We start from the raw sequence: 25,086 nt of genomic DNA on the forward strand, positions 1-25,086 counted from the left end.
CCCGCACAGACCACCGCCTCGCCTGTGCTTAACCAACCAGCAGCACAAAGCTAAACAAAATCAAGAAAATGTCTCAGTTGACTTGACAGGCTCCGTCGGGCGACCGAAGACGCGCGAGACGGTCGTGGATGCCATCGACCGGTTCTGCCGCCGCAACAAGGCTTACCCGAGTGTGCCGAAGGTCATCGTCACGACAAGACCCAGCACCAATGAGCTCCCCGAACCGTCAGCTGACCTCTTCGAAGTACTCGTCTTGAAGCCGCTTGACACCAAGCAGCGCGACGAGTACCTGCGGAAGTGGTGCACGGTCCGCGGCATCCACGGGAGCGAAGGGCGGGCCCTGCGCGGGAACTTCAGGGCCAAAAGCGCCGAACCCTACATCGGGGAACTCGCCGGGAACCCGATGCAGCTGACCATCCTGCTCGACCTCCTGCACAAGCACGGAGAAGCCACGCCCACTCAACGCACGGAACTGTACGACTCTTACGTGGATTTGCTACTGGCTCGAGAGGCCAACAAGCACCCCGAGTCCGTGAGGAAGCATCAGAAGCAGCTACGTGAGATCGTCCCGTTTCTCGGCTGGTACCTTCAGTCTCGAAGCGAAGAGGCCAGCGTGAACACACGGATGTCGGTCGCCGACTTGAAGGCCGCCATCCGCCACTTCCAGTACACCTACGGCAAGCCCGAGTCGGTCGTGGACGAGATGTTCGAAGCGACGAGTGATCGGCTTTGGGCACTGACAAGCAAGGACGAAGGGACCTTCGAATTCGAGGTGCTGTCGCTGCGCGAGTACTTCGCCGCCCGCTTCCTGTACCGGTACGCCGGAGAGGACACCAGGGGATTTGATAGGAACAGCGTCTTTCGTGAGCTCTTACGGCGTCCATACTGGCTTAACACGGCGCGGTTCTACGGCGGGAGCGCCGAGGGTGGGGACGTCTACATCCTCGCCGAAGGCATACGTGACGAGATCACCGAAAATGGCGCCCCGCCATCCGTGGTAGCGGCGTGGACGCTCCTGACCGACGGGGTGTTCGCCAGCCGTCCTCGCCAGGCCCGCGATGTCCTGAGCAGCCTATGCGCCGAGCAGAACCTTAACGTCCTTCTCGATGCCCTGGCACGCCGGGAGATCGTCCCGCTGCCAGAGATTCCTCAACTTCCGTCTTCAGACGGCCCCGATCCCACGTGGATCCGGCTGACGGGCCAGATCACCGCCGATCCCACCAAGCCGGACATTACTCGCCTTGTGCGTGCGCTTCGAGAACTGCTCAACCAGCGAACCGATTTCACCAAGTGGTGGGCCCAACACATGCAAACCGCCGTCAGCGGCCCCAACGAGGATGCCTGGCTGGAGATGGCCGCCCGGTGTGAGGGGGCCGCCGGCTTCAGCCTGGATCTCGACGGCGTCGACCTGTCTCGTCCGCTCGTCGCCCAATTCGTGCTCGACACCGGCCTCGTACCGCCCGCCGGCAGCAAGTTCGAAGCCAACCTCATCCAGGCCGTACTCGATGGTCTCTGCCCGAATGTCAGCTCGATACGTTCGCTACCCGCACAGATCGCGGTCGCATTCGCAGCCGAGGGCTTCCTCGCCACCTCGGCGACGGGCTTCACCGACGACGACGTCGCTCGACGGCGTCGCCAGGAGGCCATCAACTACTTGCGCCGGTCCGGCTCACCACTTGCCGCCGCTGCCGCGCTGCGCAAGTTCAGGGCCGGCGAGAAGGGGAGCACGTTCCCGTGGTCGAACACGGCTTCGGCGCTGTTCGAGCACACCGGTCGCTGCTGGCTGGCCTCCCAAATTGCCATCATCGGCGCAGCGTCGCCCCACAGGCCAGCCTTCACCCGCCACCCGGGAACGACACCGTTCGGGCCGAACAGCCATCCGGCGACCCTCCTCGCCGAGACCCGCGCCAACGCCACCGACCAACAATGGTGGCGCGAACAACTGAAGACCATCGAGAGCGCGGACGGCGACACGACCATGGACGGCGACCTCGCCCGCGCCGAATGGGTCCTCGCGCTGTGGTGCGTTGCAACAGAACCCGTGATCACCTCTCTGTTCACCGAGTGGCAGTCGGTGTTCGCTCAGCTGCCCGAGCTCCGACGCCTCGGGGTCACAGATGTGGCGCTGCGTGTCGGCGCTCGCGGCTGGCTCGAAAGACTGTCCACCCCCGCGGCCCCAGCCGACGAAACTATCCGCGCCCTTTGGGACTCTCGAGGCCTAGAACGCCGGCGGCGCTTCCCGCCAAGCACCTTCTCGCCGAACCCTTCCCCCACATCGCCGCCGCCACTCCTGACCGTCGCACGCGCACAGAGGTGGCTCAAAGTCGACACTGTCGGTACCTACCGCTGAACGCCGGCTACCCCGAACCCGTTGCCCACACCCTCACCGGACTCTGCACCACCCGCACCCCACACCCCGTCCTCCGCCGCGCACCCACCGACCTACCCCACCGGGCCACCCGACTCGCCGGCCTGCGCACCGGCCACCTTCCACAAGGCGCGCCGACCTCACCCGTGCTGGCCAACCTGTGCGCCTACCGACTCGACCGACGCCTCACCGGTCTCGCCGACGTCTTCGAAACCACCTACACCCGGTACGCCGACGACCTCGCCTTCTCCGGCGCCCTCACCACCCGCCGCATCGACGACTTGATCGCCGCCGTGACCGACATCGCCCGCGACGAGGGGTTCCGAGTCCGTCCAGCCAAGACCCGCGTCCGTGGCCGGGCCGACCGGCAACTCCTCGCCGGACTCGTCGTCAACCAACACCCCGCCACACCACGCGACGAATACGACCAGCTCCGCGCCATCCTCCACAAAGCTGCCCGCACCGGCCTTGCCGCGCAGAACCGGAACGGCCACCCCGACTTCGCTCAATACCTCATCGGACGAGTTCTCTGGGTCGGTCATCACCACCCGGCACGCACAGCCAAACTCGCCACGCTGCTGGCCCACGCTCTCGCGGCACCGTAGACTGGCCCAGCACGGCAACTTCACCGGATCTCGGCAGGGGCACGTCGGACCGCCCGAAGCGAGGCCTCAGCAGGACTTACACCCGCTCTGCTGATCTTCCGCAGGCGAGCACAGCGACGCACGTGTGCGACCCACTTACACGAAAACAAAATAGGAACCCGCAGGTAGTCAGCCTCTGGGTACAGATAGAGCGTCGTCTTAGGAGTCTCCATGTGACTCCGGTGGATCTTGGTGCGCAGGGTGGCATGGCCGGCGGGACCGGGGTCACTTCGGCGGGGCCGCGATTTGGATCAGGCTGCGACGCGGACCGCTGGTGCCCGCCGGGCGAAGGTCTTGCCGTCGCGGATGAGTGCCCAGAGGACGTCGACGCGTCGCCGGGCGAGAGCGAGAATGGCTTGCCGGTGGTTCTTTCCTTCGGCGCGTTTCTTCTCGTAGTACGCGCGGGAGACAGGGCATTCCCTGGCGGCGGTGAAGGCGGCCATCCACAAGATGTGACGCAGCCGACGGTGAAAGCGGCGAGGCTGGCGATGATTCCCGGAAACCGTTCCGGAGTCGCGGGAAACAGGTGCCAAGCCGGCGTGGGCAGCGAGTTTCGCCGGGCTGTCGTACTCGCTCATGCCAGCGGTGTGGACGAGCAGTTCGGCGGTCAGCAGGGGGCCCATGCCCGGCATGCTCCCCACGATCGGCGCCAAGGGGTGCTGGTCGAGCTGCTCGGCGATGAGGTCGTCGACGGCGGCGATGCGCTGCTCCAGGGCGAGGATCTCGGTGGCCATCTGCCCCACCACCACGGCCGCGGCGCGCTGCCCGGGCAGCGTGACGGTCTGCTGCCGGGCGGCGGCGACCATCGCCTCGGCGACCTGGATGGCGTTCTTGACGTGGCCGCGTCGGAGCAGGGCGGTGATCCGGTCGACGCCGGCGTGCCGGATCGCGGCCGGGGTCTGCCAGCACGCGAGGACCATCATCGGGGCCTTCCGGTTGAGGTCCACGGCGCGTTCCAGCACGGGGCTGATCCCGGTGAGCAACTCCTGCAACCGGAACAGAGTGGCGACGCGCTGGCCGACGAGGTCAGCGCGGTAGCTCGTGAGCACGGTGAGGTCGGCGAGGAGCCGGTCGGACGGTTCCAGGACGGGGATGTCCGGACGCATGCGAATGGTCTGCGCGATGACCACCGCGTCGCGGGCGTCGGTCTTGTTCTCCCCGGCGAACGCAGCAGCCATGTGGAACGCGACGGTGCCGGAAACGTAACGGACCTGAACCTGCCGGCGCCACAGCAGGGTCAGCAGCAGCGCGGACAGGCCGGTGGTGACGTCGACCGCCCAGCAGACCGCACGGCCGTGCGTCGACACCTCGGCCATCACCGTCAGGAGCGCGGTCTCGTCGTTGGCGACCCGCCGGGAGTAGACCAACCGGCCATCGCCGTCGACGGCGGCGACATGGTGGTGGGTCTTGCCGATGTCCACGCCGATCCACAACTTCGCCACCCTCGCACTCCTTCATCTGAACGGATCTCTGTCGGTCCCTCGTCTGCGGGTTCGGGTTTGCCGGCACCTTCTAACGATGCGAACGCACGTCGCGGATCTCCATCAGCGGTCTACCGAATCTCGCAGACGACGAAGCGGCGGGTGGCATCTCCTACCGTCAGCCAAACGATCTCGACGAAACACACGCAGCCATACCCACCGCCTCCGGGCATCAGGGATTACGGCCACCAGGGTCGTGCCCGTTCAACCAACGCGTCCGCGAGAACGGAAGCGGGCGGCACCTCGAAGTCAGCCACGATCACGGCGGAACACACACAGCCATCCCCACCCCGGCCCCGCGGGCACGGCGACCCCAGCCTCCCGCCGTCGCTGGCCGGCGCCTCGGACAGGATGTGCGAGAGCCGGGGATCGATCGAGCGCGGGGAAGACGCACGGCGTGACTGCCCATAACGGGGGGCCGCCGTTCCTTGACCGGCCTGATTCCTACGCCAACCGTCGCTGCAGCGGCTTGAATGGCGGTGTGCAGGTCAACAAGGACGGGCGGGGCTGGCGCATCGGCGCCGCCCCCGACGTGAGTTGGATCGCTGGTCACACCACTGCCGGCGTCTCGATCACCACCGCCATCCCACCGGTCTTCGACGCCTACGCCACCACCTACCAGGCCGACCACGTCAGCACCACCGCCTACGAGCAGACCCTGATCGAGGACCTCACCACGCACACCCCCGACCAGCCGTGGTGGCTGGCCTACCTCGACACCGGCGCCCACGACATCGTCTTCCCCCGCGCCCCCAGGGTGTTCCTCTACTGGAACTGGCCCTACGTGCTGGTCCAGGCTGGCCCCGAGCAAGCCCTCACCTGGCGCACCGGTGGGCACATCCGCGACCCGTACGGCGCGCTACCCGACCTGTTCTTCCCCGCCGACCGGTCATGGCTGGTCTCCGCGCTGTGGGACGACACCTGGACCTGCCTCGGCGGCCCGGCACCATTGATCCGCACCCTGGAGCGCGACCCCGTGGCCAACGCCCGCCAGGTCCAACCCGACGAGGACGCGCTGCCACCGGGGCTGACCCGCGAGTGACGACCCTCGCCCCGGGCAGCGGTCAGCCTCCGATCATGGCTAACGCCCCCACTTCTCGGCAGGACGGCAGCCGCTGGTCGGTTTGCCGTAGATCCGCTTCCCGTTCGGGCCCGTATAGCAGTGCTCGAGTTGGTCTTCGGCCTGGAACAGCGGGCGCCTGTCGATCTCCGTCCCGTGGGCGTCGTAGCTGACCAGTTCAGGGTCGTTGTCGGCCTTGAGTGGGGAGTCGCTGGTCATCAGGCCGAACGCGCCTTCGGAGAGTCGTGCTGTGGTGGTGTGGCCGTCGCCGTGATCGAGCACGAGCCGGTGGACGCGGCTGCTGACCCGGCCGCTGACGCTGACGTCCCCGCCGTCGGCCTCGGTGGAGGTCAGCAGCAGCCGCTGCACCGGCCCGGGCAGCCATTCACCGTGTAGCCACGGCTCGGTGGCGCCTCCGCCGGACTCCCGGGCCGTTCCCGCCCCTTCCACGTCGCAGGTGGCGTAGCCGATGTCGTTCATGAACAACACCAGCGCGCGGTCACCTCGTTCCGTGGCCACCGCGAGGTCGGCCAGGGACACTGGGACGGGTCGCTTTTCCGGGTCTTGGCGGGTCTGCCGTTGCGGGGAGTTCCATTGCAGGCACCGCTCGGCCGCATCCTGCAGCGTCGGCGACAGCTCCCCGGCCCCCATGGCCAACACCTGCACGGTCGAGCGCTCCGGCCGGTCCCACACCACCGCCGCGGCACCAGATGCCACGGCCAGCAGTACCGCCACGGCCACGGCGATCCTCAGTCGGGGAGTACGCGCCGGAGGCGGGGTCGCGAAGCCGAGGATCCGGGCCCGCATCGCGTGCGCCGCCTCCGGCGGCAGGTCCCGCTCCGCGGGCAGGTCGAGAATGTTGTTCACCGGTTCTCCTCCAGAAGCTCCTCGGGCAGCAGGCGGGTCAGGCGGCTGCGCGCGCGACTCACCCTCGACCGCACCGCCACCTCGCTGATGCCCAACACGGATGCCGCGTCCGGGTACGACACGCCGGACCACAGACACAACGCCACCGCCTCCCGCTCCGCCGGTGACAGCCGGCGGACCACCGAGAGGACCTCGGTCATCCGCCGCTCGTCATCGAGCCGCGCGGAAACCTCCTCGGCGAGGTCGCCCTCGGCGTACCGCTCCGCCGGTAGACGTCGTAGCAGCGCCAACCACCGGCGCGCCGACCGCCACTCGGAGCGGACCGCGTTGGTGGCGACGACCAGCAACCACGGCAACGCCGAGCCGTCCACCAGTCGGGCGTCGTGCCGGCGGCGCCACGCGACGAGGAACGTCGCCTGGGTGACGTCCTCAGCCGTCGACCACGACCCGGTCAGCCGGAACGCGTGGTTGTAGACCGGACGGGAGTACCGGTCAAAGAGCCGACCGAACGCCAACTCGTCACCGGCGGCGATCGAGGACCAGAGATCCTCGTCCGACGGTCGTACCTGATGCCTCACACCACACTATGGCCGCTCACGCCGACTCTGTTGCAGATCACGGCGCACCTCCCGAACGGAAGCGGCGGACGGCCGGGGCGCGAGACCCGGCGTGCACGTATCCCGCCGCACCGACGATGAAGATCGTGGCAGCGGTCAACCAGGATGCGGTGATGGTGGAGGGCTGAATCGGCCAAGCCCAAGCCGCAACGACGACGCCGGTCTGACGCGGAGCGGCGGCGTAGACGGCGCACACGTAGACGGAGGCGGGCAGCCACGCCAGCCGCGCGCCGAGCAGCACCGCCCCGCCGGCGACCAGTCCGACACAGCCGAGAGCATTGCGCACCAGCGCATGTGCACCGTACGTGTCGGGTGCCCGCAGTCCGGCCACACTGAGCGCCATGGCGGTAACGAGGGCGGCGACGAGAAGGTGTCCGGCTCGCCAGGCCCGCCACGGCAGGGGTGTGCTGCGTTCGAGGTCCTCATCGGCGCCGGCGAGGGTGGGCCCGAGCAGGAGTGCGGCCAGCAGCGGGGCGAGTGCGACCACGGGGACGCGGGCGGCGGGTCCGTCGAAGTAGGGCCTGCTGGCGAGCCACGTTCCGGCGGCCCAGGCCAACAGAGCGATGACACCGACACCGACCAGGAACGTGGGAGCGCCCCGGGAGCGCAGGTGCAGCGTGAGCAGGCGGCCGGTCACTGCGGCTCGCCGAGGCGAATCAGTGCCGAGGTGTCACACCGGTGGGCGGCGTCGAGGTAGGCGGCGAACCAGGCGCGCTGCGCTGGCTCTGGTAGTGAGCGGAGCCTGGTGAGGGGCACGTCGTCCGGGGTGGCTGCCTCGTCGAGCATCCAGTCGGTGGCCAGGGTGCCGGTCCGGTAGACCCGCTGGTCGATCTCGCGAACCCCGGAGGGGTCTTCGCATCTGGCGCGGGTCACCTGCCCGAAGTCCGCCCGCAGGCTCTTCCGGCTGGCCAGGCCGCCCAGCACGGTGGACTGATAGTCGAGGTTGAGCCAGACCGTGCCGTCATCCCGTTCAATGGACTGGCCAGCCGACTGGTCAGCCTGGTCAGCGGCTCGTCGGGGCGCTCCGGGTATCCCGTCGAGACGGGCCAGGATGGGCTGCACAACCTCGGTGACGTCGTCGATCAGGAAGGCGTTGATCCTGGACAGGCACACCTGCGGGCCGCTGCTCGTGCACACCAGCTCCACCGCGGCCGGGTCGGCCGGGAGGCGATAGGTGCCCGGTCCGGTGATGATCGGCACGATGACGGCGACGGCGAGTCCGCCAGCCAGCAGGGCTGCTCGCCGCTGCCGCGCGGCAGCGGCGAGCAGCAGGACCGTCAGGGCCACCAGCCAGGCGGCCTGCAACGCGGTGACCCGGTCGGGGACGAGTGAATACACCGCCCAGCCGCCGTAGACCGGCGAGAGCCACGCGGCGGACGTGCCGTCCCAGTAGACGACGATGGCCAGGCCCAGGTAGGTGGCGAGGCCGGCGATCGGGGCGGCCACGCGCAGCGGCACGAGCCGGCCGACGGCGACGCCGACCGCGGTGGCGGCGGCCAGGGCGAGGACACCGACGGCCAGGGTCCACCACCAGCCTCCGCCGGTGTACGTCGCGACCCGCGCTACCAGCACCGCCGCCCCGGCGAACGCGACCAGCAATCCGGCGGCACCGGCCACGGTCACGGCGAGCCAGGCCACCACCAGTGGTTGCCAGCCCGGGCGGGGGGTCGAGGCGATCAGCTCGTCGATGTCGCGCCGCCGTTCCCGCCCGGACTGCCACGCCCCGGCCGCGATCATGAGAGCGCATAGGATCAACATCGACACCCGCAGATAGTTCGCCAGACCCGCCCACCGGCCGCCCCAGTCGTCCGGGTGCACGGCCAGCATCCACACTCCGGCGCCGAACATTGCCGCAGCGGCGAGAGGCGCCGTACCGCGGCGTAGCTCCACCCTCAGCGCGCGCCTCACCGCGGTGCCGTCCGCGCGTCGCGCAGCACCGCCGTATAGCCCCGCTCGATCGGGGAGTCGCCGCTGTCACCGTCCCCACCGGCGGCGATCAATTCGTCGGGCAGGCCGGTGAAGACCAGCCGCCCGCCGTCAACCAGGTTGACCCGGGTGCACGCCGCCACGACGTCCTCCACCAGGTGCGTGCTGACCAGCACCACGGCATCCAGGCCCAGCTCCCGCAGCAGAGCCCGGAACTGCACCCGCTGCTCCGGGTCCAAGCCGGCGGTCGGCTCGTCCAACAGCAGTAGCCGAGGGTCGCTCACGATGGCCTGGGCGATGCCGGCGCGGCGCAGCATCCCGCCGGAGAGGTGCTTCAACCGATCATCGGCGCGCTCCAGCAGACCGACCCGCTCGATCGCCCGGTCCACCGCCAGCGCAATCCGCGCCGGCGGCATCTCCTTCAGCCAGGCGAAGTACTCGACAAACTCGCGCACGGTGAAGCGCGGGTAGAACCCGAACGCCTGCGGCAGGTAACCCAACTGGCGGCGCGCCTGCCGCAACGCCGGGGGGTTCCCGATGTGGTGGCCCAGCAGCCGGACCTCACCTCGGTCGGGGCGAAGCACCGTGGCCAGGACCCGCATCAGGGTGGTCTTGCCGGCGCCGTTCGGGCCGAGCAACCCATGCACCCCCACCCCCAGCTCGAGGTCCAGGTCGTCGAAGACGACTCGCTTGCCGTAGCTGACCCGCAGGCCGTCGACGCTCACCGTCGTCATGCCGGTTGCCTTCCCACCCGTTCCCGACGCACATACACCACCACCGCGGCCACCGCGGTGACGACCAGCCAGCCCGAACCGCTTGACACCAGGACCGCCACACCGCCGACCGGCGGCGCCAGCACCACCACCGCCCACGCCCCTGCCACCGCGAGCGCGGCGTACGCGGGCTCGACCAACGAGCCGAGCGCCAACGTCAGCACGGTCAACGCGACGCAGGGAAGCAGCCACAGCCCCGGCGTACCGATGCCCGTCACCGCGCCGGCCAAGACCGCGACGGGCGCCGCGACCGCGAGCACGGCAAGCGTGCGCCACAGCACGATCCGCAGGCCGCCCTGCGGCGTCCCCGCCACCAGCTCGTGCAGCGGATCGGTCCGCGGCCCGTACGACAGGGCCGTACCGACAGCGGGCAGCGCCGGCGCAATGAGCAGGAGCAGCCACGGCGGGACCACCGTCGGACTGACCGCCAACCCCGCGGTGAGCACCCCGGTGACGGCCACCGACAGCAACCACGCCGCACGCGCCGCAGGCCCCGCACCCACCAACACCCTGACCCGCCGCCACCCGGTCGCCCGCCGCACCCGCCCCTGCCGCGGCAACCGGCCGCCCAGCGACACCGCGACCGCCTCCACCACCGAAGCCGTCGACGCGTCCGATGCGATGCTCGTCCGGCAGGCCACACAGCGGTCGAGGTGCGCCTCCACCGACCACGCGTCAACATCAGCGAGGCCGCCTTCGGCGTACGCCGCCAGCACCCCGGCGTCAACGTGGAACCCGGTCATGACAGGGCCGCCCTCAACTCGCGGCGCGCCCGCATCGCCCGGGTCTTCACCGTGCCCTCCGGCACACCCAGCAACACCGCGGCCTCCCGCACCGTCAGGCCGTCCAGCACCGTCGCCTGCAACACCGCCCGCAACTCCGGCGCCAACCGGTGCAGCGCACGCTCCAACTCGGCGTCGTACGCGCCGGCCAAGGCCTCGTCCTCCGCCGACGGAGACCACGCCAACACGTCGTCACCCGGCGCCCCCACACTCTGCGGACGAACCAACGCACGACGCCGCGCGTCGATCAGCCGACCGGCGGCCACCGCCCACAGCCAACCCACCGCCGCACCGTCCCCGCGGTAGCCGGCCGCAGCCCGCCACACCGTCAGGAACGTCTCCTGCACCACCTCCCGGACCAACTCCGGATCCCGGCACCGGCGGCGCAGACGCAACACCAACCACGGCGCGTTACGCGCGTACAGCACGTCGAACGCCCCGCGGTCACCCCTCCCGACGAGGCGCAACAGCTCCTCGTCGTCCACATCCATCACGCAAGGTTAGGACGCAGCACTCGACGAAACGGTTCTCTCCGCCGCGCCACACCCATCGCGGACACCGATGACGGTCTCCGTTCTCTACGCTGCTCCCATGGCAGCGTGTCCCGAGCTGGCCAGGCCGCTCCCCCACGCGGGGTCCGGTCACGGTCTCTCCGGGGCAACCCCGGGGACGGACCACTCACCTCGGCACCACACCACAGGTGCGTCGGCACGCTCCGCGAGCCTGTGCACCCGCACGACCGGGCATCGTCGGGGCACGCTGCCACCATCGGCCCGATCGTGACCACCATTCACGCCCTGGCCATTGCGCTCGCCGACGCGTTCCTCGCCGGTGACGGCTGGCGCCGCGCCGATCTCGTCGACCAGGGCGGACTCGTCCTCGGGGTCCGGCGGCGATGGCTGTGGCCGGTCGCCGATGCGGCGCTGGTCGCCTACCCGCGCCCACCCACCGACCGGCCACGCGAGCTGGCCACGTTCCTGAGCACCCTCGACCCGCTCCGCGCGGCAGTCACCGCCGCCCGCCAGCACCAGCGACCGATCGTCATCCGCGCGCGGCCCGTGACGCCGACCCGCACCGTCCGCCGCCCCTGGCACACCCCCGTCGTCGACACCGTCGGCGACTTGGCCTCGATGCTCGACCTGAGCATCGAGCACCTCGACTGGTACGCCGACCGACGGGCCATGAACCGCCGCGCCACCGCCCACCGGCTGCACCACTACCACTACCGGTGGACCGACCACGGCCGGCTGATCGAGGCACCGAAGTCCCGGCTGCGCGCCCTGCAACGCCGGCTCCTCACGGAGATCCTCGGCCGAATCCCGGTCCATCCCGCCGCCCACGGCTTCGTACCCGGCCGCTCCGCACACACCTTCGCAGCCGCCCACACCGCACAACCGGTCGTCGTCCGGATCGACCTGCTCGCCTTCTTCACCCACATCCCCGCCACCCGCGTTCACGGCCTGTTCCGCACCGCCGGCTACCCCGAACCCGTCGCCCACACCCTCACCGGACTCTGCACCACCCGCACGCCGCACCCCGTCCTCCGCCGCGCACCCACCGACCTGGCGCACCGGGCCACCCGGCTCGCCGCGCTGCGCACCGGCCATCTGCCCCAAGGCGCGCCCACCTCACCGGCACTGGCCAACCTGTGCGCCTATCGACTCGACCGACGCCTCACCGGCCTCGCCGACGCCTTCGAGATCACCTACACCCGGTACGCCGACGACCTCGCCTTCTCCGGCGACCTCACCACCCGCCGCATCGACGACCTGATCGCCGCCGTCACCGACATCGCCCGCGGCGAGGGCTTCCAAGTCCACACAGGTAAGACCCGCGTCCGTGGCCAGGCCGACCGGCAACTCCTCGCCGGACTCGTCGTCAACCACCACCTCGCCACACCCCGCGACGAGTACGACCAACTCCGCGCCATCCTCCACAACGCCGCCCGCACCGGCCTCGCCGCGCAAAACCGGACCGGCCACCCCGACTTCGCCCAGTACCTCATCGGACGAGTTACCTGGGTCGGTCATCACCACCCGGCACGCGCAGCCAAACTCGCCACGCTGCTGGCCCGAGCTCTCGCGGCACCGTAAACTGACGCGGCACGGCAACTTCACCGGATCACGGCAAGGACGAATCGCACGACCGAAGCAGGTCCTAAGCAGGACTTACGCCCGCCCTGCTGATCTTCAGCAAGCGAGCACAGCAACACCCGCGTGCGACGCACTAATGTGAACACGGAATAGGAACCCGCAGGTCATCAGCCTATGGGTACAGATAGAGCGTCGTCTTAGGAAACCGATGCTCTATCCCCTGAGCTACGAGGGCGCGAGGGCCTAGTCTAGCGACCTGGGGGTTCACCTGGGGTGGCAGGGAGTGGCCCACGTTCCCCGGACCGCCGTTCTCCCAGCCCAGGACCACACGCCGAGCACACGATCCCCGGTTTGCGACCGGCGGTCGGCTGCAGTGACCCGCGTTGGCACCGGTTCGCCCCGGTTGGCATCCGCTGGAGAGCACACACCGCGCACATCATCGATGATCAAAGACGTTCCGTCCATACACGCCTTCAGCGTCGCCGCGTCCCCGTCTGGCGCGAGAGCCAAGAGTTCGTGCTGCACCACGACCTGACCAACGTCATCCGTGTTGGCGACCTCACCGTCCTCGACCGTGACGGCTGGGCCTGGCTCCGCGAGATCAAGACCAATCAGCGGTATCGGCTTCCTGCCCAGGAGCGGCTGCTGGCCGACACCTCGCAGGTCCTCGCCGACGAGACCGGCACGTTGCCCAGCGGCTACGTACCAGTACGCACCACCATCGATTACCGCACCGACTTGGCGGGCCTGCGTGACATCCTCGCCTTGGCGCATGCGCGGACGGGTATCGCCGGAGGCGTGGTCTCGTCCGGTCGCGCGGTCGTGGCGGCCAGTCAATTCACCGCCGCCGGCCGGTACACCGCTGAGGAGTTCGGCAGTCGGTTCAGCGCCGAACTCGCTCGGGTCTGCCGCCGCATCGGCGCCGACCACCCTGGGCACACGCTGACGCTGCTGAGCATCGACCAGGCTGGTCGTACTCTCGTGCGCCCACCCTGGGCGATTTACCCGATCGAGGCCGTGGTTGCGGCCAGCCTCATCGCCGACGGCATGTTCTTCGCCGTCTGCATGAATCCGAACAAGATCATCGACTCGCTGGCCAAGGCCGGTGTCGAAGCGTCCTGGCTGCAGCTTCTCGACGGCACCGAAGATCCCTCGAAGCCGTTGTTAAACGTGGCCGCACGGTCGGGCGGCCGGCTCTCGTCGACGTCCCTGAACTTCGCCGCAATCGCGGAGCTGATGCTCGAGCTGATTGATCTCGGCACCTGGAGCCGGCAGGTCGCCGCGATGCTCAGCGGTGAGTTCGCTGCCGGCACGCGGCCCTGGCCGTGCTTTGCCAGGGAGGCCAGAGTCTGGGCCTGATTGCCCGGACGCCGGCTGTCTGGCTCGGTGCCATCGCCCGGCGCATTAGGCCGTTGTGATCAATGTTGAGCGTCTGTTCTCGGCGCTGCCGGTCAGCAGGGTGAACTCGTACTCTCCCTCGCCGTCGGACGTCATCGCGTAGCCGGAGTACGCGCCGGTGAGCGCGGGTGGGGTCGTCATAGCGGTGTGACGCGAGATGCACGTCCAGGCGTTGTCGACCAGCCGTACGCACGCGATGCCGTGGGCCTTGGCGAAGTCAAGGGCACCACTCTGGAATCCGCTGGCGGCCACGCCCGGACGCCGTGATCGGAGTCGAGGATCTGGGGCTCAGGCGCGGGAACGGTCGCGGTTCCTCCAGATCTCCCGGGCAACGATCAAGAAGAAATCCGCGTACGTGCGTTGCACGTGAAGGCCCAGCTCTCGGGCCTCGCCGTGGCGTTCCCGGAGCCGGCTAATGGGCACGTTCATCGCGGCGTGGTGCTCGATGTGCAGGTTGTTGCCGTTGGTGAACCAGGTGGTCAGCGGGCTGCCGGTGATCGAGCGGGTGTTGCGCAGTACGTCGATGCTCTCGGTGTCGCACAGGATGTGCTCGGGCAGTTCGACCAGGAAATGCATCGGCATGGCGACGACGAGGGGGAGTAGCCACAGCCGAAGTACCCATTCGCCACCGCCGAGGGCGCAGGCAACCAGCAGCAGGACGGCGGCCGCGGCAAGCAGCCGGTATTCGGTGACGATCGCCTTGCGGCTGCGCGGGGAGATCTGGCCCATGTCGTACTCCCAGCAGCCGGCGACGCACTGGGCCGTGTCTCGGGCGACGGCGGCGAGGCGACGCAGGTCGATGAAGCCGCGCACGAGGGTGCCGGCGGTGAGCGGCTGCCGGGTGTCGAAGCCAAAGAACTCGGTGTCGTCGGGCGTGCCGAGGGCGCGGTGGTGCTGCAGGTGGCGTACCCGGTAGTGGCTGTAGGCGACCATCAGGGGCAGACCGAGCGGCACGCCGACGATCCGGTGCAGCCGGGAGCGGCGAAACGCCGAGTGGTGCAGGCACTGGTGCTGCAGCCCCACGGCATGGGTGTAGGCGAGTCCGAGCAGCACCACGCCGGCCACCGTCACCGCGACCGTCGGCTGCAGGGCGCACCAGGCACCGGCGGCGGTGAGCACGGCGAGGACCAGCAGCTTGACGATGAAGACGGCCTCGTCCCGGGGTCGTACGGTGGCTCGCTGGAACAGCAGCCGTGGCGAGATCGCGGTCTGTGACATGTGGTTTTTCCCCCGGGAATGCGTGTTGCGGGCCGGAAAATGGGCAAGCGGGTAGACAACCCGGTTCTAAAATCGGTCGGGCGGTCCTGGGAAATGGATTTCGGGTAGCCCCGGGAAACGCGTTCCGGGGCCGGCATCGTCAGGCTGCGAGCACCTCGGCGGGCTGCGAGCGCCTCAGTCCATCGACGAGCGCCGCGACGACGAGCAGCGACATCACGGCCATCGCCGCCATCGCCAACCCGACGCCGCGCATACCGGCCAGCGCCTCGGCCAAGGCTCCGGCGACCAAGGCACCGATGGCCTGGCCGACCTGCAGGCCAGTGGTGGACAGGCCGAACGCCTGGCCGCGTACGTCGTCGCGGGTGGCGTGGACGAGTCGCTCCTGCAGGGGCAGCGACGCCGAGTATCCGAAGGCGGAGAGCCCGACGAGCACTGCCGCCAGCGGCACCGGCGGCGACAGCGGGAACACGAGGAACGGCACCGCTAGCAGTAGGCGCATCGGCAGGATGAGCCGGTCGCGGCGGTGTTCGGGGACGAAGCGGCCCACGATGACGTCGCCGGCCAGCATGCCGACGGCTCCGGCGGCGAAGAGGTATCCGGCCCGGTCGGTGGCGTACGGGATGAACAGCGCCTCGCAGCCCACGACCAGCCCGTTGGGCACCCACATCATGAGGAACAGCGGCCTCAGCGACGGCGAGGTGAGCAGTTCGCGGTTGACGGCGCGGCTACGGGCGACGACCTTGCCCGAGGCGCGTGCCGGCAGGTCGGGCAGCCCGAGTCGGGCCGTCCCGCCCGCGACGATGCTGACCAGGGCCGCGATCCGGAACAGCCAGGTCGTCGACGCCGCCGCGAGCAGGACGGCCCCGATGCCGTACCCGATGATCTGCATGCCGCCGACGGTGATGTTCAGGGTGGCCCGGGCCAGGATGAACGACTGCTTGGGCACGATGTCCGACAGCAGCGCGATGACCGCGCCCGAGGTCGCGGACAGCGCCACGTAGCCGCCGGCAAGGATCAGGAAGCGGGCCCACCAGGTCAGGCCCGGGATCATCTGCAGCGACGCCATGGCCAGTGCCACGCACGCCATGAAGACCATCGCCGTCCGCGGGCGCAGCAGGTCGGAGGAGGCCAGCAGGTAGCGGGCCGACAGGAGTTGCACCAGCGGGCCGCCGAAGAGCGAGACCGCCGTCAGGAACGGCGAACCCGTCTCGTCGTACATGACGGTGCCCAGCGCCAGCCCGGAGACGACGACGGCGGTCATGGCGAAGAGCCGGACGACGAACAGGACCCGGAACTCGCGTACGGCGAAGAGCGCTCGGTAGGTCGTCATCCGGCCCGGAATTCCTCGATCCGGGCGCGCCACTGTTCGGCCTCGCGGGCGACGCACTCGGGTGAGGTGCCGCCGTAGCTGCGGCGGGAGACGACCGAGTCCTCGACGCCGAGGACGGTGAAGACCGCGTCGGTGATGCGGGCGTCGACCGAGTGCATGTCCTGCAGCGACAGCCCGGCCAGGTCGCTGCCGTGCTCGTCGGCCAGGCGCACGAGGCGTCCGGTGATGTGGTGGGCCTCCCGGAACGGCAGACCCAGCTCCCGGACCAGCCAGTCGGCGAGGTCGGTCGCCGTCGAGTGGGCGCTGCCGGCCGCAGCCAGCATGGCCTCGGGCTTAGGGCGCAGGTCCCGCAGCATGCCGATCATGGCCTTGAGGCAGAGTTCCAGGGTGTCGGCGGCGTCGAAGGTCTGCTCCTTGTCCTCCTGCATGTCCTTGGAGAACGTCAGCGGCAGCGCCTTCATGACCCCGAGCAGGCCGGTCAGCGAGCCGTGCACCCGGCCGGTCTTGCCCCGGACTAACTCGGCGGCGTCCGGGTTCCGCTTCTGCGGCATGATTGACGAGCCGGTCGTCCACCGGTCCGACATCGTGATGAAGCCAAACTGCGGCGACATCCACAGCACGATCTCCTCGGCGAGCCGGGATAGGTGCGTCATGCACAGCGCGGCCGCCGACAGGTATTCGATGGCGAAGTCGCGGTCCGAGACCGCGTCCAGGGAGTTGCGCATCGGCCGGGCGAAGTCGAGCAGGTCCGCGGTCAGGTCACGGTCGATCGGGAAGGACGTGCCGGCCAGGGCGGCCGCCCCCAGCGGGGACTCGTTCATGCGGGTACGGGCGTCACTGAGCCGTCCGTGGTCACGCCCGAACATCTCGACGTACGCCATCAGGTGGTGACCGAACGACACGGGCTGCGCGCTCTGCAGGTGGGTGTAGCCGGGCATGATCGTGCCGGCGTTCTGTGCGGCCTGCTCGACCAGCACCTCGATGAGGGTGCGGACCAGCTCCAGCGCCCGGTCGTGGGCGTCGCGCACCCAGAGCCGGAAGCTCGTGGCCACCTGGTCGTTGCGGCTACGGGCGGTGTGCAGCCGGCCGGCGGCGGCGCCTATCAGCTCGCCGAGGCGGGCCTCGACGTTCATGTGGATGTCCTCGAGCTCCACGGAATAGGTGAAGCGGCCCGAGGCGATCTCCTCGCGGATCGTCGTCAGCCCGGCCTTGATAGCGTCGGCGTCCTCCACAGAGATGATCTTCTGGGCGTTGAGCATCGTGACGTGGGCGGCGGAGCCGTCGATGTCCTGCGAGGCCATCCGGCGGTCGAACCCGATGGAGGCGTTGATTTTCGCCATCACGTCGTCGAGGCCCTCGTCGAACCGACCCCGGATCAGTCCGCCGCCCTTGTTTGTTTCGTCCTGCACCGTTATGCCGCCTGTCGTGAATTGGTATTGAAAATCCGGGGGCACGTTACCCGACCTCGATCGTGATCCCGGTGATGACCTTTCGGCATAGGGCAACGGCCCGGTCGGTGTCCGGGGCTACCGCGATCACGTATCCGGCCCGGCTCCGGGAGTCCTTGACGGCCGGGATTGTGTCGCCGGGCCGCAGGGGCAGGTGCACCTTCAGGACGCCCGGCAACCCTTGGCGGCGTTGCAGCCCGTGGACTGCGGTAACCCGGCCGGGAGGCGGCGTGAAGTAGCGGATCGCGGCGGCACCGGGTGCCCCCGGCGAGGGCTCGCCCGGCCCGGACCGGCGCAGCGTCCAGTCCACCAGCATGTCGAGCAGGTCGTGGCCGGTGGCCTGCCGGACGAGCGTGGGGATCGAATCGCCGCCGACGCGCGTGTGCGTCTCGATGACCTGCGGTCCGGTCGGGGTCAGGCGTACCTCGGTGTGGGTGCAGCCGTCGGCGATCCCCATGGTGTCGAGGAACGCGCTCACGTACGCCTCGATCGTCGCCGCGGCCGCCGCCGGGAGCGGCGCCGGAACCACGTGGCCGATCTCGACGAACGGGTTGTCGGGGTCGTCGTCCTGGGTGAGCTTGCCGGTGATCGCGACGATGCGGTGCTCGCCGGCGTGGCTGAACGCCTCGACCGAGTACTCCGGGCCGGCGAAGTACGGCTCGGCGAGGTAGTCGTCGGCACCGGGGGGCGGCATGACGATGTCGCCGGGGCCCCGGAAGCACGCCACGTTCTCGCTGCCCTGCCCATGCCGCGGCTTCACGATCACCGGGTAGCCGTGCTCGTCGCCGAACGCGCGGACGGCGGCGGCGTCGGCCACGACCGTCGCGGGGGCGTCCGAGAAGCCCGCCTCCCGCAGCCGGTGGCGCATGGCGAGCTTGTCGCGCGTACGGCCGACGACCTCCGGCGGTACGGCCTCGATCCCGAGGGCCGCCGCGATCCGGGCCGCGGGCAGCAGCCCCGGCTCGGTCAACGACAACACGGCGGTGAACGGGTCGTCGCGGTGGATCGCCGCCAGTGCCGGGATCAGCGCCGGGTCGTCGTACCCGGTCAGGATGGTACGGCGGGCGATGCGGAGCAGTGCCGGGTCGTGCCCGGCCGGGGTGTCGACCAGCGTGATCTGCGCCCTCGCCTGTCGGAGGCGGTCGCACAGGCCGGGGCCGCCGCCCACGACGACGACCCGGGGCTCATTGGGCACCGAGGTATCCGTCCAGCTCATCCAGCGACGAGCCGCGCAGCACCGAGTAGCCGGTGCGGCGGTTGACCGAGAACGGCTCCGCGCCGGGTACGACGCCCTCCGCGTCCTCGGTGACCCGGACGACCTCGACGCTGTCCGGGCGCGGCACGGCGGTGCGCTCGTCGAAGTGGAAGCGGATCCCGTGCCATGTCCCGGCCGGTTGCGCCGGCGTGCCCTTCCACGGCCGGCCGGCGCGGGCGAACAGGTAGGCCTCCTCCAGCGACAGCCCGTGCTGCAGCTCGACGATCTCCGGCACGTGCCCGCCGGCCGGCCGGGCGGCGGCCTCGATGACGGCCAGCCGCTCGTCGGTCATCTTCAGCTCCACGTGCATCACCCCCTGCGGCATACCCCAGCCTGCGGCGATGCGCTCGGCCGCCCCCAGCAGCGGGTCCCGGTGCCGCTGCGGGATCTCGGTGCCGGACCGGTGACCGATCTCGTAGCAGGCCGGCAGCGCGGACACGAACTTGCGGGTGAGCGCATGCGTCACCACTCGGCCGTCCTGCACGACACATTCGAGGCTGAACTCGGGCCCGTCCACGAACTCCTCGACGAGCGCGCCCGCAGTGAACTCGTAGTTCGTCAGCCGCGACGTCGTGAAGGCCGCCATCCGCGTCAGCGTCTCGTCGACCTCCTCCCGAGAGTCGCACTTGCGGACGAACAGGCTCATGGCCATGTCGACCGGCTTCACGATCACCGGGAAGGTCACCGAAGACCAGTCCAGCCCGGCGCTCTCGGCCGGCGAGGCGAGCCGGGCGACAGTGGCCGGCTGCGGCACGCCCTGCCGGGCGAACATCTCCCGCATGAGTGACTTGTTGCGGGAGGCGCGGATCCCGGCCACGTCGTTGTGCGGAACGCCCAACTCCCGAGCCAGCACGTCGGCCGCGATCACCGCGAACTCGTTGCCGGCGGCGACCGCGCCGAACTGCCGGTCCCCCATCTGCGCCAGCAGCACCTCGGGGGAATCGGACAAGGCAGGCACTCTGATCCACTCGTGCACCGGCGTCGTGTCGGCGACGGTCGAGCTCTCGATCGTCACGATCGTCAGCGGCCAGCCTTCGCGGCCGCACACTGCGGCGACGCGGCCGAGCGACCACGTTGCCACGGGGTGGAGCAACAGGACATGCATGTCAGAACGCCTCGCTGCGCGCGAAGTACCGCTCGAAGCCGACCAACTCCTCGCAGCGCCGTACGATCTCGCGCTTGTAGTACTTGTCGTAGAGCCCGGACTCGTCGGTCACGCAGTAGCTCGGCAGCAGGATGGTCCGCGGGCGGTCGTTGTCGTTGCGGCTGCTGAAGTGCGGGGCCAGCGAGTGGAAGACCAGGACGTCGCCGGCGTCCAGCGCGGGGACCTCGACGGTGGACGGGTCGAGCCGGGCCGGGTCGCAGTCAGCCTCGGTGTCGCCGCCGGGCCCGGGGATCAGTTCGTGGTGGGCACCGCGGTAGAATCCGATCCCGCCGGAGCGCTCGTCGCTCGGATAGAGGTTGATGGCCACCGTGAACAGCGTCTCCGGGTGCTTGTCGAGCCAGCGCCAATACAGGAAATCCTGGTGTGCGGCGTAGCCGTTCGTGCCCGGTTCCTTGCGGATGAGCTTGCACTTCACCAGCTTGGCGGCGCCGCCGAGGACGGCCTGAAGCGCCCCGAGCAGCGCCGGGTGCGTCGCCGCGCGGCTCAGCGCCGGCGAGATGTCGAGGACCGGGTCGAGACGGTCGAAGATGTATCTGCCGTCGGGACCGCGCCGGAACTCCGTACGCAGGTTCAGGTCGTCGTCGAGCCCGTCGAGGGTCCAGAGCCGGGCGCACTCCTGCCGGAAGCCCTCGATCTCGTCCGCGGTATAGAGGCCTGTCAGCACGGTGTAGCCGGCCGTACGGTACTGCTCCCGGCTGGCCGCCAGATCGTTCGTGGTCACTTCCCGGTCTCTCCTTCGTACACGATGACGCAGTGTTCGTCGATGCGCTGGGCGAGTTCGGCCCGGCGGGAGCGCAGCGCGGCCGCAGCCTCGGCGACCCGCTTCGGCGCGGTACCGCCCGGGCTGTCGCGGGCGGCGACCGAGGCCTCCACGGAGAGGTCGGGCCAGTCGCCCGCCAGCCGCGGGTCGACGCCGAGCCGGTCCTCGGGTGAGAGCCCGGTGAGCGTGGTTCCCCGTTGCGTGGCCAGGCGGACCAGCGCCGCGACCAGGTGATGGGCTTCGCGGAAGGGGACGCCGCGCTCGCGGGTCAGCCAGTCGGCGAGGTCGCTGGAGGTGAGGAAGGCGACGTCGACGGCCCGGCGCATCGCCGCGGCGTCCGGTTCCAGCAGCGTGACCAGCGCGAGCGCCGTGTCCAGCGCCGTCGCCAGGGTGTCGGCGCTGTCGAACAGCGGCTCCTTGTCCTCCTGCAGGTCCCGGAAGTAGCTCAGCGGCAGTCCCTTGACCACTGTCTGCAGGGTGTGCTGGTTGCCGAGGACCCGGCCGCTCTTGCCGCGCAGCAACTCGGCCGCGTCGGGGTTGCGCTTGTGCGGCAGCGCCGACGAGCTGGTCACCAGCTCGTCGGGGAGGCGGACCAGCCCGACCGGCTGCGACGACCAGAAGACCAGCTCCGCGCCGAGCCGGGACAGGTCCAGCGCCAGACAGGAGCCGGCGTTCAGGAAGTCGAGGGCGAACCCCCGGTCGCCGACGCTGTCCAGCGAGTTCAACGTCGGGGATCGGAACCCGAGTGCCTCCGCCACCGCCTTCCGGTCGATCGGGAAGCCGGTGCCGGCCAGGGCCGCGGAACCCAGCGGGCACTCGTCCTGCGCGGCGCGGGCGGTGAGCATCCGCTCCGCGTCGCGCAGCAAGGCCGCGGCGTACGCCAGGCACACGTGGCCGAACGTCAGCGGCTGGGCGACCTGCAGGTGCGAGAAGCCCGGCATGACGGTCGCGGCGTGCCGCTCGGCCTGCGTGACAAGCGCGTCCACCACCGCGAGGATCTTCGCGCCGAGCTCGGTCGTCCGGTCGCGCAGCCAGAGCCGCAGCGCGGTGACGGCGAGATCGTTGCGGGCGCGGGCGGTCCCCAGCCAACCCGCGCCGGGGCCGATCCGCGCCTCCAGGTACTCCTCGACCGCCGTGTGGACGTCCTCGGCGCCAGGGTCGAGCGGACTGCCGCCCGCCCGGAGCAGGTCGTCCAGTTCGGTGAGGGTCGCCAGCAGCGTGGTGCCGATCTCGGACTCGACGATGCCCTGCCGGAGCAGCATCGTGACGTGGGCCCGGGAGACGAGTACGTCGTATCGGGCGAGCCGGCCGTCGTAGTGGGCACTGGCACCGATCGCCGCCATGCTGCGTACGGCGGCAGCCCTGGCCTCAGTGGTCATGCGGACACCTTCATACCCGGAAGCTCTGTCAGCTCGGACAGCAGGCGGGCGAGGGTCCCGGGACCGGCCTCGGCCGCCGCCACGATCCCGAACCAGTCTGGGTGCAGCAACGAGAGCAGCAGCGCCCGGGCGACATGGAGCCGGGCGACCGCCTCGGGGTAGATCATCGACTGCGGTCCGTCGATCACCTCCGGCACGACCTCGTCACCCCGGTACGCGGGAAGGTTGTGCAGGAAGATCGCCTCCGGCCGGGCCAGCGCCATGAGATCCGGCGTCACCCGGTACGGCGCCAGGACCGCCCGGCGTTCCTCGGCCTCGTGCGCCTTGTTCATCGGGATCCACGCGTCGGCGACCACTACGTGGGCCCCGGCCATGGCGGTCCGCGCGTCGGTCGTGGCGGTGAAGCCGGCCAGGCGTGCGGTCTGCTCCACCGGCAGCGCGAACTCGGCCGGCGTGGCACAGGTGAAGCGCATCCCGACCTTCGCGGCGGACTGCGCGAGCGAGAGGGCGATGTTCGTCCCGTCGCCGACGAACACGACGGAGATCCCCTCCAGCCGTCCGAAGTGCCGCTTCACGGTCAGCAGATCGCACAGGGCCTGGGTCGGGTGGTGCTTGTCGCACATACCGTTGATGAACGGCACCGGTGACAATTCACAGATCCGTTCCTGGGTGTCGAAGTCGTAGATCCGGCTCAGCAGGACGTCATTGAAACGGCCCGCGACGTTCACGAAATCGGGCAGGTGCTCGGTCTTCTTCGCGTGCTGTCCGACACGCGCCTCGGCCCCGTTGTAATGAATTGCCTGACCGCCGAGATCACCCATCGCGCGTTCGAATGCGGTCCGGGTCCGCAGCGACGTCTCGTCGAAAATCATTCCGAGGCATTTTCCGCGCAGCAGCGGCGGCAGATATCCGATGTCGCGGGCCTGATTCTCCAAGGCGTCGGCGACCTCGACGATCGTCAGGATCTCGTACGCCGTCAGATCGTCGATCGTCAATAGTTGGCGCTTGGTCACGGCCATCATCGGGCGCCGCCGCGTACCTCGCCGAGCCGGCGCAGCCGCAGGGAACTGATGTTGATGAAACCCGTGGCGTCGTGCTGGCGGTAGTCACCGCCAGCCTCGAAGCTGACCAGGTCCTGATTGTAGAGCGAGTTCGGGCTGCGGCGCCCCTCGACGATGACGTTGCCCTTGTAGAGCTTGAGCCGCACCACCCCGTCGACCCTCTCCTGGCTCTTATCGACGAGCGCCTGCAGCATCTCGCGCTCGGGGGCGAACCAGTAGCCGTTGTAGACCAGCTCCGCGTAGCGCGGCATCAGCTCGTCCTTGAGGTGCGACTCGCCCCGGTCCAGCGTGATCGACTCCACGGCGCGGTGGGCGACCTGCCAGATCGTGCCGCCGGGGTTCTCGAACAGGCCACGGCACTTGATGCCGACGTACCGGGTGTCGACGATGTCGATGCGGCCGATGCCGTTCGCCGCGCCGAGCTCGTTGAGCCGGGTGAGCAGCGTCACCGGGTCCAGCTTCTCTCCGTCGATCGCGACCGGGTCACCCTGGGCGAACTCCACCTCGATCGTGGTCGGCTCGTCGGGGGCGTCCTCCGGCGAAGTAACCCGCACCCACGCGTCGTCGTCGGGGGTGAGCCAGGGATCCTCTAGGGTCTTGCCCTCGCAGGAGATGTGCAGCATGTTCGCGTCGGCGGAGTACGGTGCCTCGCCGCGCTTGTCCTTCGCGACCTCGATACCGTGCCGGTCGGCGAACGCGATCAGGTCGGCTCTCCCGGCCATGCCCCACTCCCGCCACGGCGCGACCACCTGAATGTCCGGCGCGAGGGCGTAGTAGCCGAGCTCGAAGCGCAGCTGGTCGTTGCCCTTGCCGGTCGCACCGTGGGCCACTGCGTCGGCGCCGACCTCCCGGGCAATCTCGATCTGCCGCTTCGCCACGAGCGGCCGGGCGATCGGGGTGCCCATCAGGTAGTAGCCCTCGTAGGCGGCGTTCGCCCGGTACATCGGGAAGGCGAAGTCGCGGACCAGTTCGTCGCGGAGGTCCTCGATGTAGATGTTCTCCGGCTTGACCCCGAGGGCCAGGGCTCGCTGCCGAGCGATCTCGACCTCTTCACCCTGGCCGAGGTCCGCGGTGAAGGTGACGATCTCGGCGTCGTACTCCATCTGCAGCCACTTGAGGATGACCGAGGTGTCGAGCCCTCCGGAGAACGCCAGCACGATCTTGCGCGGCTTGTTCTTGCCCATGCGTGAGCCAATCTTCTCTGATAACTGTGTCGACTCTGACAAATTTGTCGACGAAGCGACCGGCGGCCGCCAGATCCCGACCGGACAGAAAGGATTCGATCGGCATATCACGGTCCGTTGCGGGATTGATGCTGCCACAACGATCCGGGCCTCGACATCCCATTATCGGTGACCTAAATCATCACGGCCGTTTCATGATCACGATGTGAGGCCGAGGATGGTGAATGGCCTGGTCATGTTGCGGGCTGCCCAGCGGGTGGCTTCGGTGATGTCGGGT

At 69.5% G+C, this 25,086-nt stretch carries 23 protein-coding genes; 5 read left to right on the plus strand and 18 right to left on the minus strand.

Annotation, left to right across the window (positions count from 1 at the left end; genetic code table 11):
- The first annotated feature begins 124 nt into the window (after nucleotides 1–124).
- The gene (locus tag AB0H52_RS29035; protein ID WP_357951417.1) at nucleotides 125–2,350 is read left to right on the plus strand and encodes a hypothetical protein; all 2,226 of its coding nucleotides are present in this window, start codon (nucleotides 125–127) and stop codon (nucleotides 2,348–2,350) included.
- The gene (locus AB0H52_RS29040) at nucleotides 2,314–2,973 is read left to right on the plus strand and encodes a reverse transcriptase family protein (protein WP_357951419.1); all 660 of its coding nucleotides are present in this window, start codon (nucleotides 2,314–2,316) and stop codon (nucleotides 2,971–2,973) included. The genes AB0H52_RS29035 and AB0H52_RS29040 overlap by 37 nt, the downstream gene beginning before the upstream one ends.
- A 290-nt stretch (nucleotides 2,974–3,263) precedes the next feature.
- Here the strand turns inward: AB0H52_RS29040 and AB0H52_RS29045 are convergent, their stop codons facing one another.
- The gene (locus tag AB0H52_RS29045) at nucleotides 3,264–4,454 is read right to left on the minus strand and encodes an IS110 family transposase (protein WP_357951421.1); all 1,191 of its coding nucleotides are present in this window, start codon (nucleotides 4,452–4,454) and stop codon (nucleotides 3,264–3,266) included.
- A gap of 520 nt (nucleotides 4,455–4,974) precedes the next feature.
- Here AB0H52_RS29045 and AB0H52_RS29050 point away from each other — a divergent pair.
- Nucleotides 4,975–5,535: a hypothetical protein gene (locus AB0H52_RS29050; protein WP_357951423.1), complete on the plus strand. Its 561-nt coding sequence runs from the start codon at nucleotides 4,975–4,977 to the stop codon at nucleotides 5,533–5,535.
- Nucleotides 5,536–5,574: 39 nt separating this feature from the next.
- Here the strand turns inward: AB0H52_RS29050 and AB0H52_RS29055 are convergent, their stop codons facing one another.
- The 7 genes from AB0H52_RS29055 to AB0H52_RS29085 are packed head-to-tail and all read right to left on the minus strand — an operon-like array spanning nucleotide 5,575 to nucleotide 11,012.
- Nucleotides 5,575–6,420 (minus strand): hypothetical protein, encoded by an 846-nt coding sequence (locus tag AB0H52_RS29055; protein WP_357951425.1) that lies wholly within the window; start codon nucleotides 6,418–6,420, stop codon nucleotides 5,575–5,577.
- Nucleotides 6,417–6,998 carry an RNA polymerase sigma factor gene (locus AB0H52_RS29060; RefSeq protein WP_357951427.1) on the minus strand — a complete coding sequence of 194 codons (582 nt, stop codon included), beginning with the start codon at nucleotides 6,996–6,998 and terminating at the stop codon, nucleotides 6,417–6,419. Before AB0H52_RS29060 ends, AB0H52_RS29055 begins: the two co-directional genes overlap by 4 nt.
- A 37-nt stretch (nucleotides 6,999–7,035) precedes the next feature.
- A complete protein-coding gene (locus tag AB0H52_RS29065; RefSeq protein WP_357951429.1) occupies nucleotides 7,036–7,674 on the minus strand; it encodes a hypothetical protein in 639 nt (212 codons plus the stop codon).
- A complete protein-coding gene (locus tag AB0H52_RS29070) occupies nucleotides 7,671–8,945 on the minus strand; it encodes a hypothetical protein (protein ID WP_357951431.1) in 1,275 nt (424 codons plus the stop codon). Before AB0H52_RS29070 ends, AB0H52_RS29065 begins: the two co-directional genes overlap by 4 nt.
- On the minus strand, nucleotides 8,942–9,697 hold the full coding sequence (locus AB0H52_RS29075; protein ID WP_357951433.1) for an ABC transporter ATP-binding protein: 756 nt from the start codon (nucleotides 9,695–9,697) through the stop codon (nucleotides 8,942–8,944). Before AB0H52_RS29075 ends, AB0H52_RS29070 begins: the two co-directional genes overlap by 4 nt.
- Complete coding sequence (locus tag AB0H52_RS29080) at nucleotides 9,694–10,479, minus strand: zf-HC2 domain-containing protein (protein ID WP_357951435.1); 786 nt, start codon at nucleotides 10,477–10,479, stop codon at nucleotides 9,694–9,696. Before AB0H52_RS29080 ends, AB0H52_RS29075 begins: the two co-directional genes overlap by 4 nt.
- Nucleotides 10,476–11,012, minus strand: a complete 537-nt coding sequence (locus tag AB0H52_RS29085; RefSeq protein WP_357951437.1) for an RNA polymerase sigma factor — start codon at nucleotides 11,010–11,012, stop codon at nucleotides 10,476–10,478. The genes AB0H52_RS29080 and AB0H52_RS29085 overlap by 4 nt, the downstream gene beginning before the upstream one ends.
- Nucleotides 11,013–11,297: 285 nt before the next feature.
- Between AB0H52_RS29085 and AB0H52_RS29090 the strand changes: the two genes are divergently transcribed.
- Complete coding sequence (locus AB0H52_RS29090; protein ID WP_357951439.1) at nucleotides 11,298–12,611, plus strand: reverse transcriptase family protein; 1,314 nt, start codon at nucleotides 11,298–11,300, stop codon at nucleotides 12,609–12,611.
- Between the two features lie 516 nt (nucleotides 12,612–13,127).
- Entirely contained in the window at nucleotides 13,128–13,970 is an 843-nt protein-coding gene (locus tag AB0H52_RS29095) for a hypothetical protein (protein WP_151492914.1), read from the plus strand.
- A gap of 45 nt (nucleotides 13,971–14,015) precedes the next feature.
- On the opposite strand, the gene AB0H52_RS29100 is transcribed toward AB0H52_RS29095, so the two are convergent.
- The 10 genes from AB0H52_RS29100 to AB0H52_RS29145 all read right to left on the minus strand — a co-directional run bounded on the left by AB0H52_RS29100 (nucleotide 14,016) and on the right by AB0H52_RS29145 (nucleotide 24,809).
- Nucleotides 14,016–14,150, minus strand: a complete 135-nt coding sequence (locus AB0H52_RS29100) for a hypothetical protein (protein ID WP_255473752.1) — start codon at nucleotides 14,148–14,150, stop codon at nucleotides 14,016–14,018.
- 147 nt (nucleotides 14,151–14,297) lie between these two features.
- Nucleotides 14,298–15,227 carry a fatty acid desaturase gene (locus AB0H52_RS29105; protein WP_357951442.1) on the minus strand — a complete coding sequence of 310 codons (930 nt, stop codon included), beginning with the start codon at nucleotides 15,225–15,227 and terminating at the stop codon, nucleotides 14,298–14,300.
- 139 nt (nucleotides 15,228–15,366) lie between these two features.
- Nucleotides 15,367–16,557 (minus strand): MFS transporter, encoded by a 1,191-nt coding sequence (locus AB0H52_RS29110; protein WP_151492493.1) that lies wholly within the window; start codon nucleotides 16,555–16,557, stop codon nucleotides 15,367–15,369.
- Entirely contained in the window at nucleotides 16,554–17,966 is a 1,413-nt protein-coding gene (gene argH, locus AB0H52_RS29115) for an argininosuccinate lyase (protein ID WP_357951444.1), read from the minus strand. Before argH (AB0H52_RS29115) ends, AB0H52_RS29110 begins: the two co-directional genes overlap by 4 nt.
- 46 nt (nucleotides 17,967–18,012) lie before the next feature.
- Complete coding sequence (locus AB0H52_RS29120; RefSeq protein WP_192580460.1) at nucleotides 18,013–19,200, minus strand: ATP-grasp domain-containing protein; 1,188 nt, start codon at nucleotides 19,198–19,200, stop codon at nucleotides 18,013–18,015.
- The gene (locus AB0H52_RS29125) at nucleotides 19,190–20,209 is read right to left on the minus strand and encodes an ATP-grasp domain-containing protein (RefSeq protein ID WP_192580461.1); all 1,020 of its coding nucleotides are present in this window, start codon (nucleotides 20,207–20,209) and stop codon (nucleotides 19,190–19,192) included. Before AB0H52_RS29125 ends, AB0H52_RS29120 begins: the two co-directional genes overlap by 11 nt.
- 157 nt (nucleotides 20,210–20,366) lie before the next feature.
- Complete coding sequence (locus AB0H52_RS29130) at nucleotides 20,367–21,146, minus strand: phytanoyl-CoA dioxygenase family protein (RefSeq protein ID WP_357951447.1); 780 nt, start codon at nucleotides 21,144–21,146, stop codon at nucleotides 20,367–20,369.
- Nucleotides 21,143–22,564 (minus strand): argininosuccinate lyase, encoded by a 1,422-nt coding sequence (gene argH, locus AB0H52_RS29135; protein ID WP_225854775.1) that lies wholly within the window; start codon nucleotides 22,562–22,564, stop codon nucleotides 21,143–21,145. Before argH (AB0H52_RS29135) ends, AB0H52_RS29130 begins: the two co-directional genes overlap by 4 nt.
- Nucleotides 22,561–23,583, minus strand: coding sequence for a hypothetical protein (locus AB0H52_RS29140; RefSeq protein ID WP_357951449.1), 1,023 nt, complete (start codon nucleotides 23,581–23,583; stop codon nucleotides 22,561–22,563). The genes argH (AB0H52_RS29135) and AB0H52_RS29140 overlap by 4 nt, the downstream gene beginning before the upstream one ends.
- Nucleotides 23,583–24,809 carry an argininosuccinate synthase gene (locus tag AB0H52_RS29145; protein ID WP_151492497.1) on the minus strand — a complete coding sequence of 409 codons (1,227 nt, stop codon included), beginning with the start codon at nucleotides 24,807–24,809 and terminating at the stop codon, nucleotides 23,583–23,585. Before AB0H52_RS29145 ends, AB0H52_RS29140 begins: the two co-directional genes overlap by 1 nt.
- Nucleotides 24,810–25,086 lie beyond the last annotated feature (277 nt).

The sequence above is a fragment of the Micromonospora sp. NPDC050695 genome (genome assembly GCF_040654415.1).
Lineage (GTDB): Bacteria > Actinomycetota > Actinomycetes > Mycobacteriales > Micromonosporaceae > Micromonospora.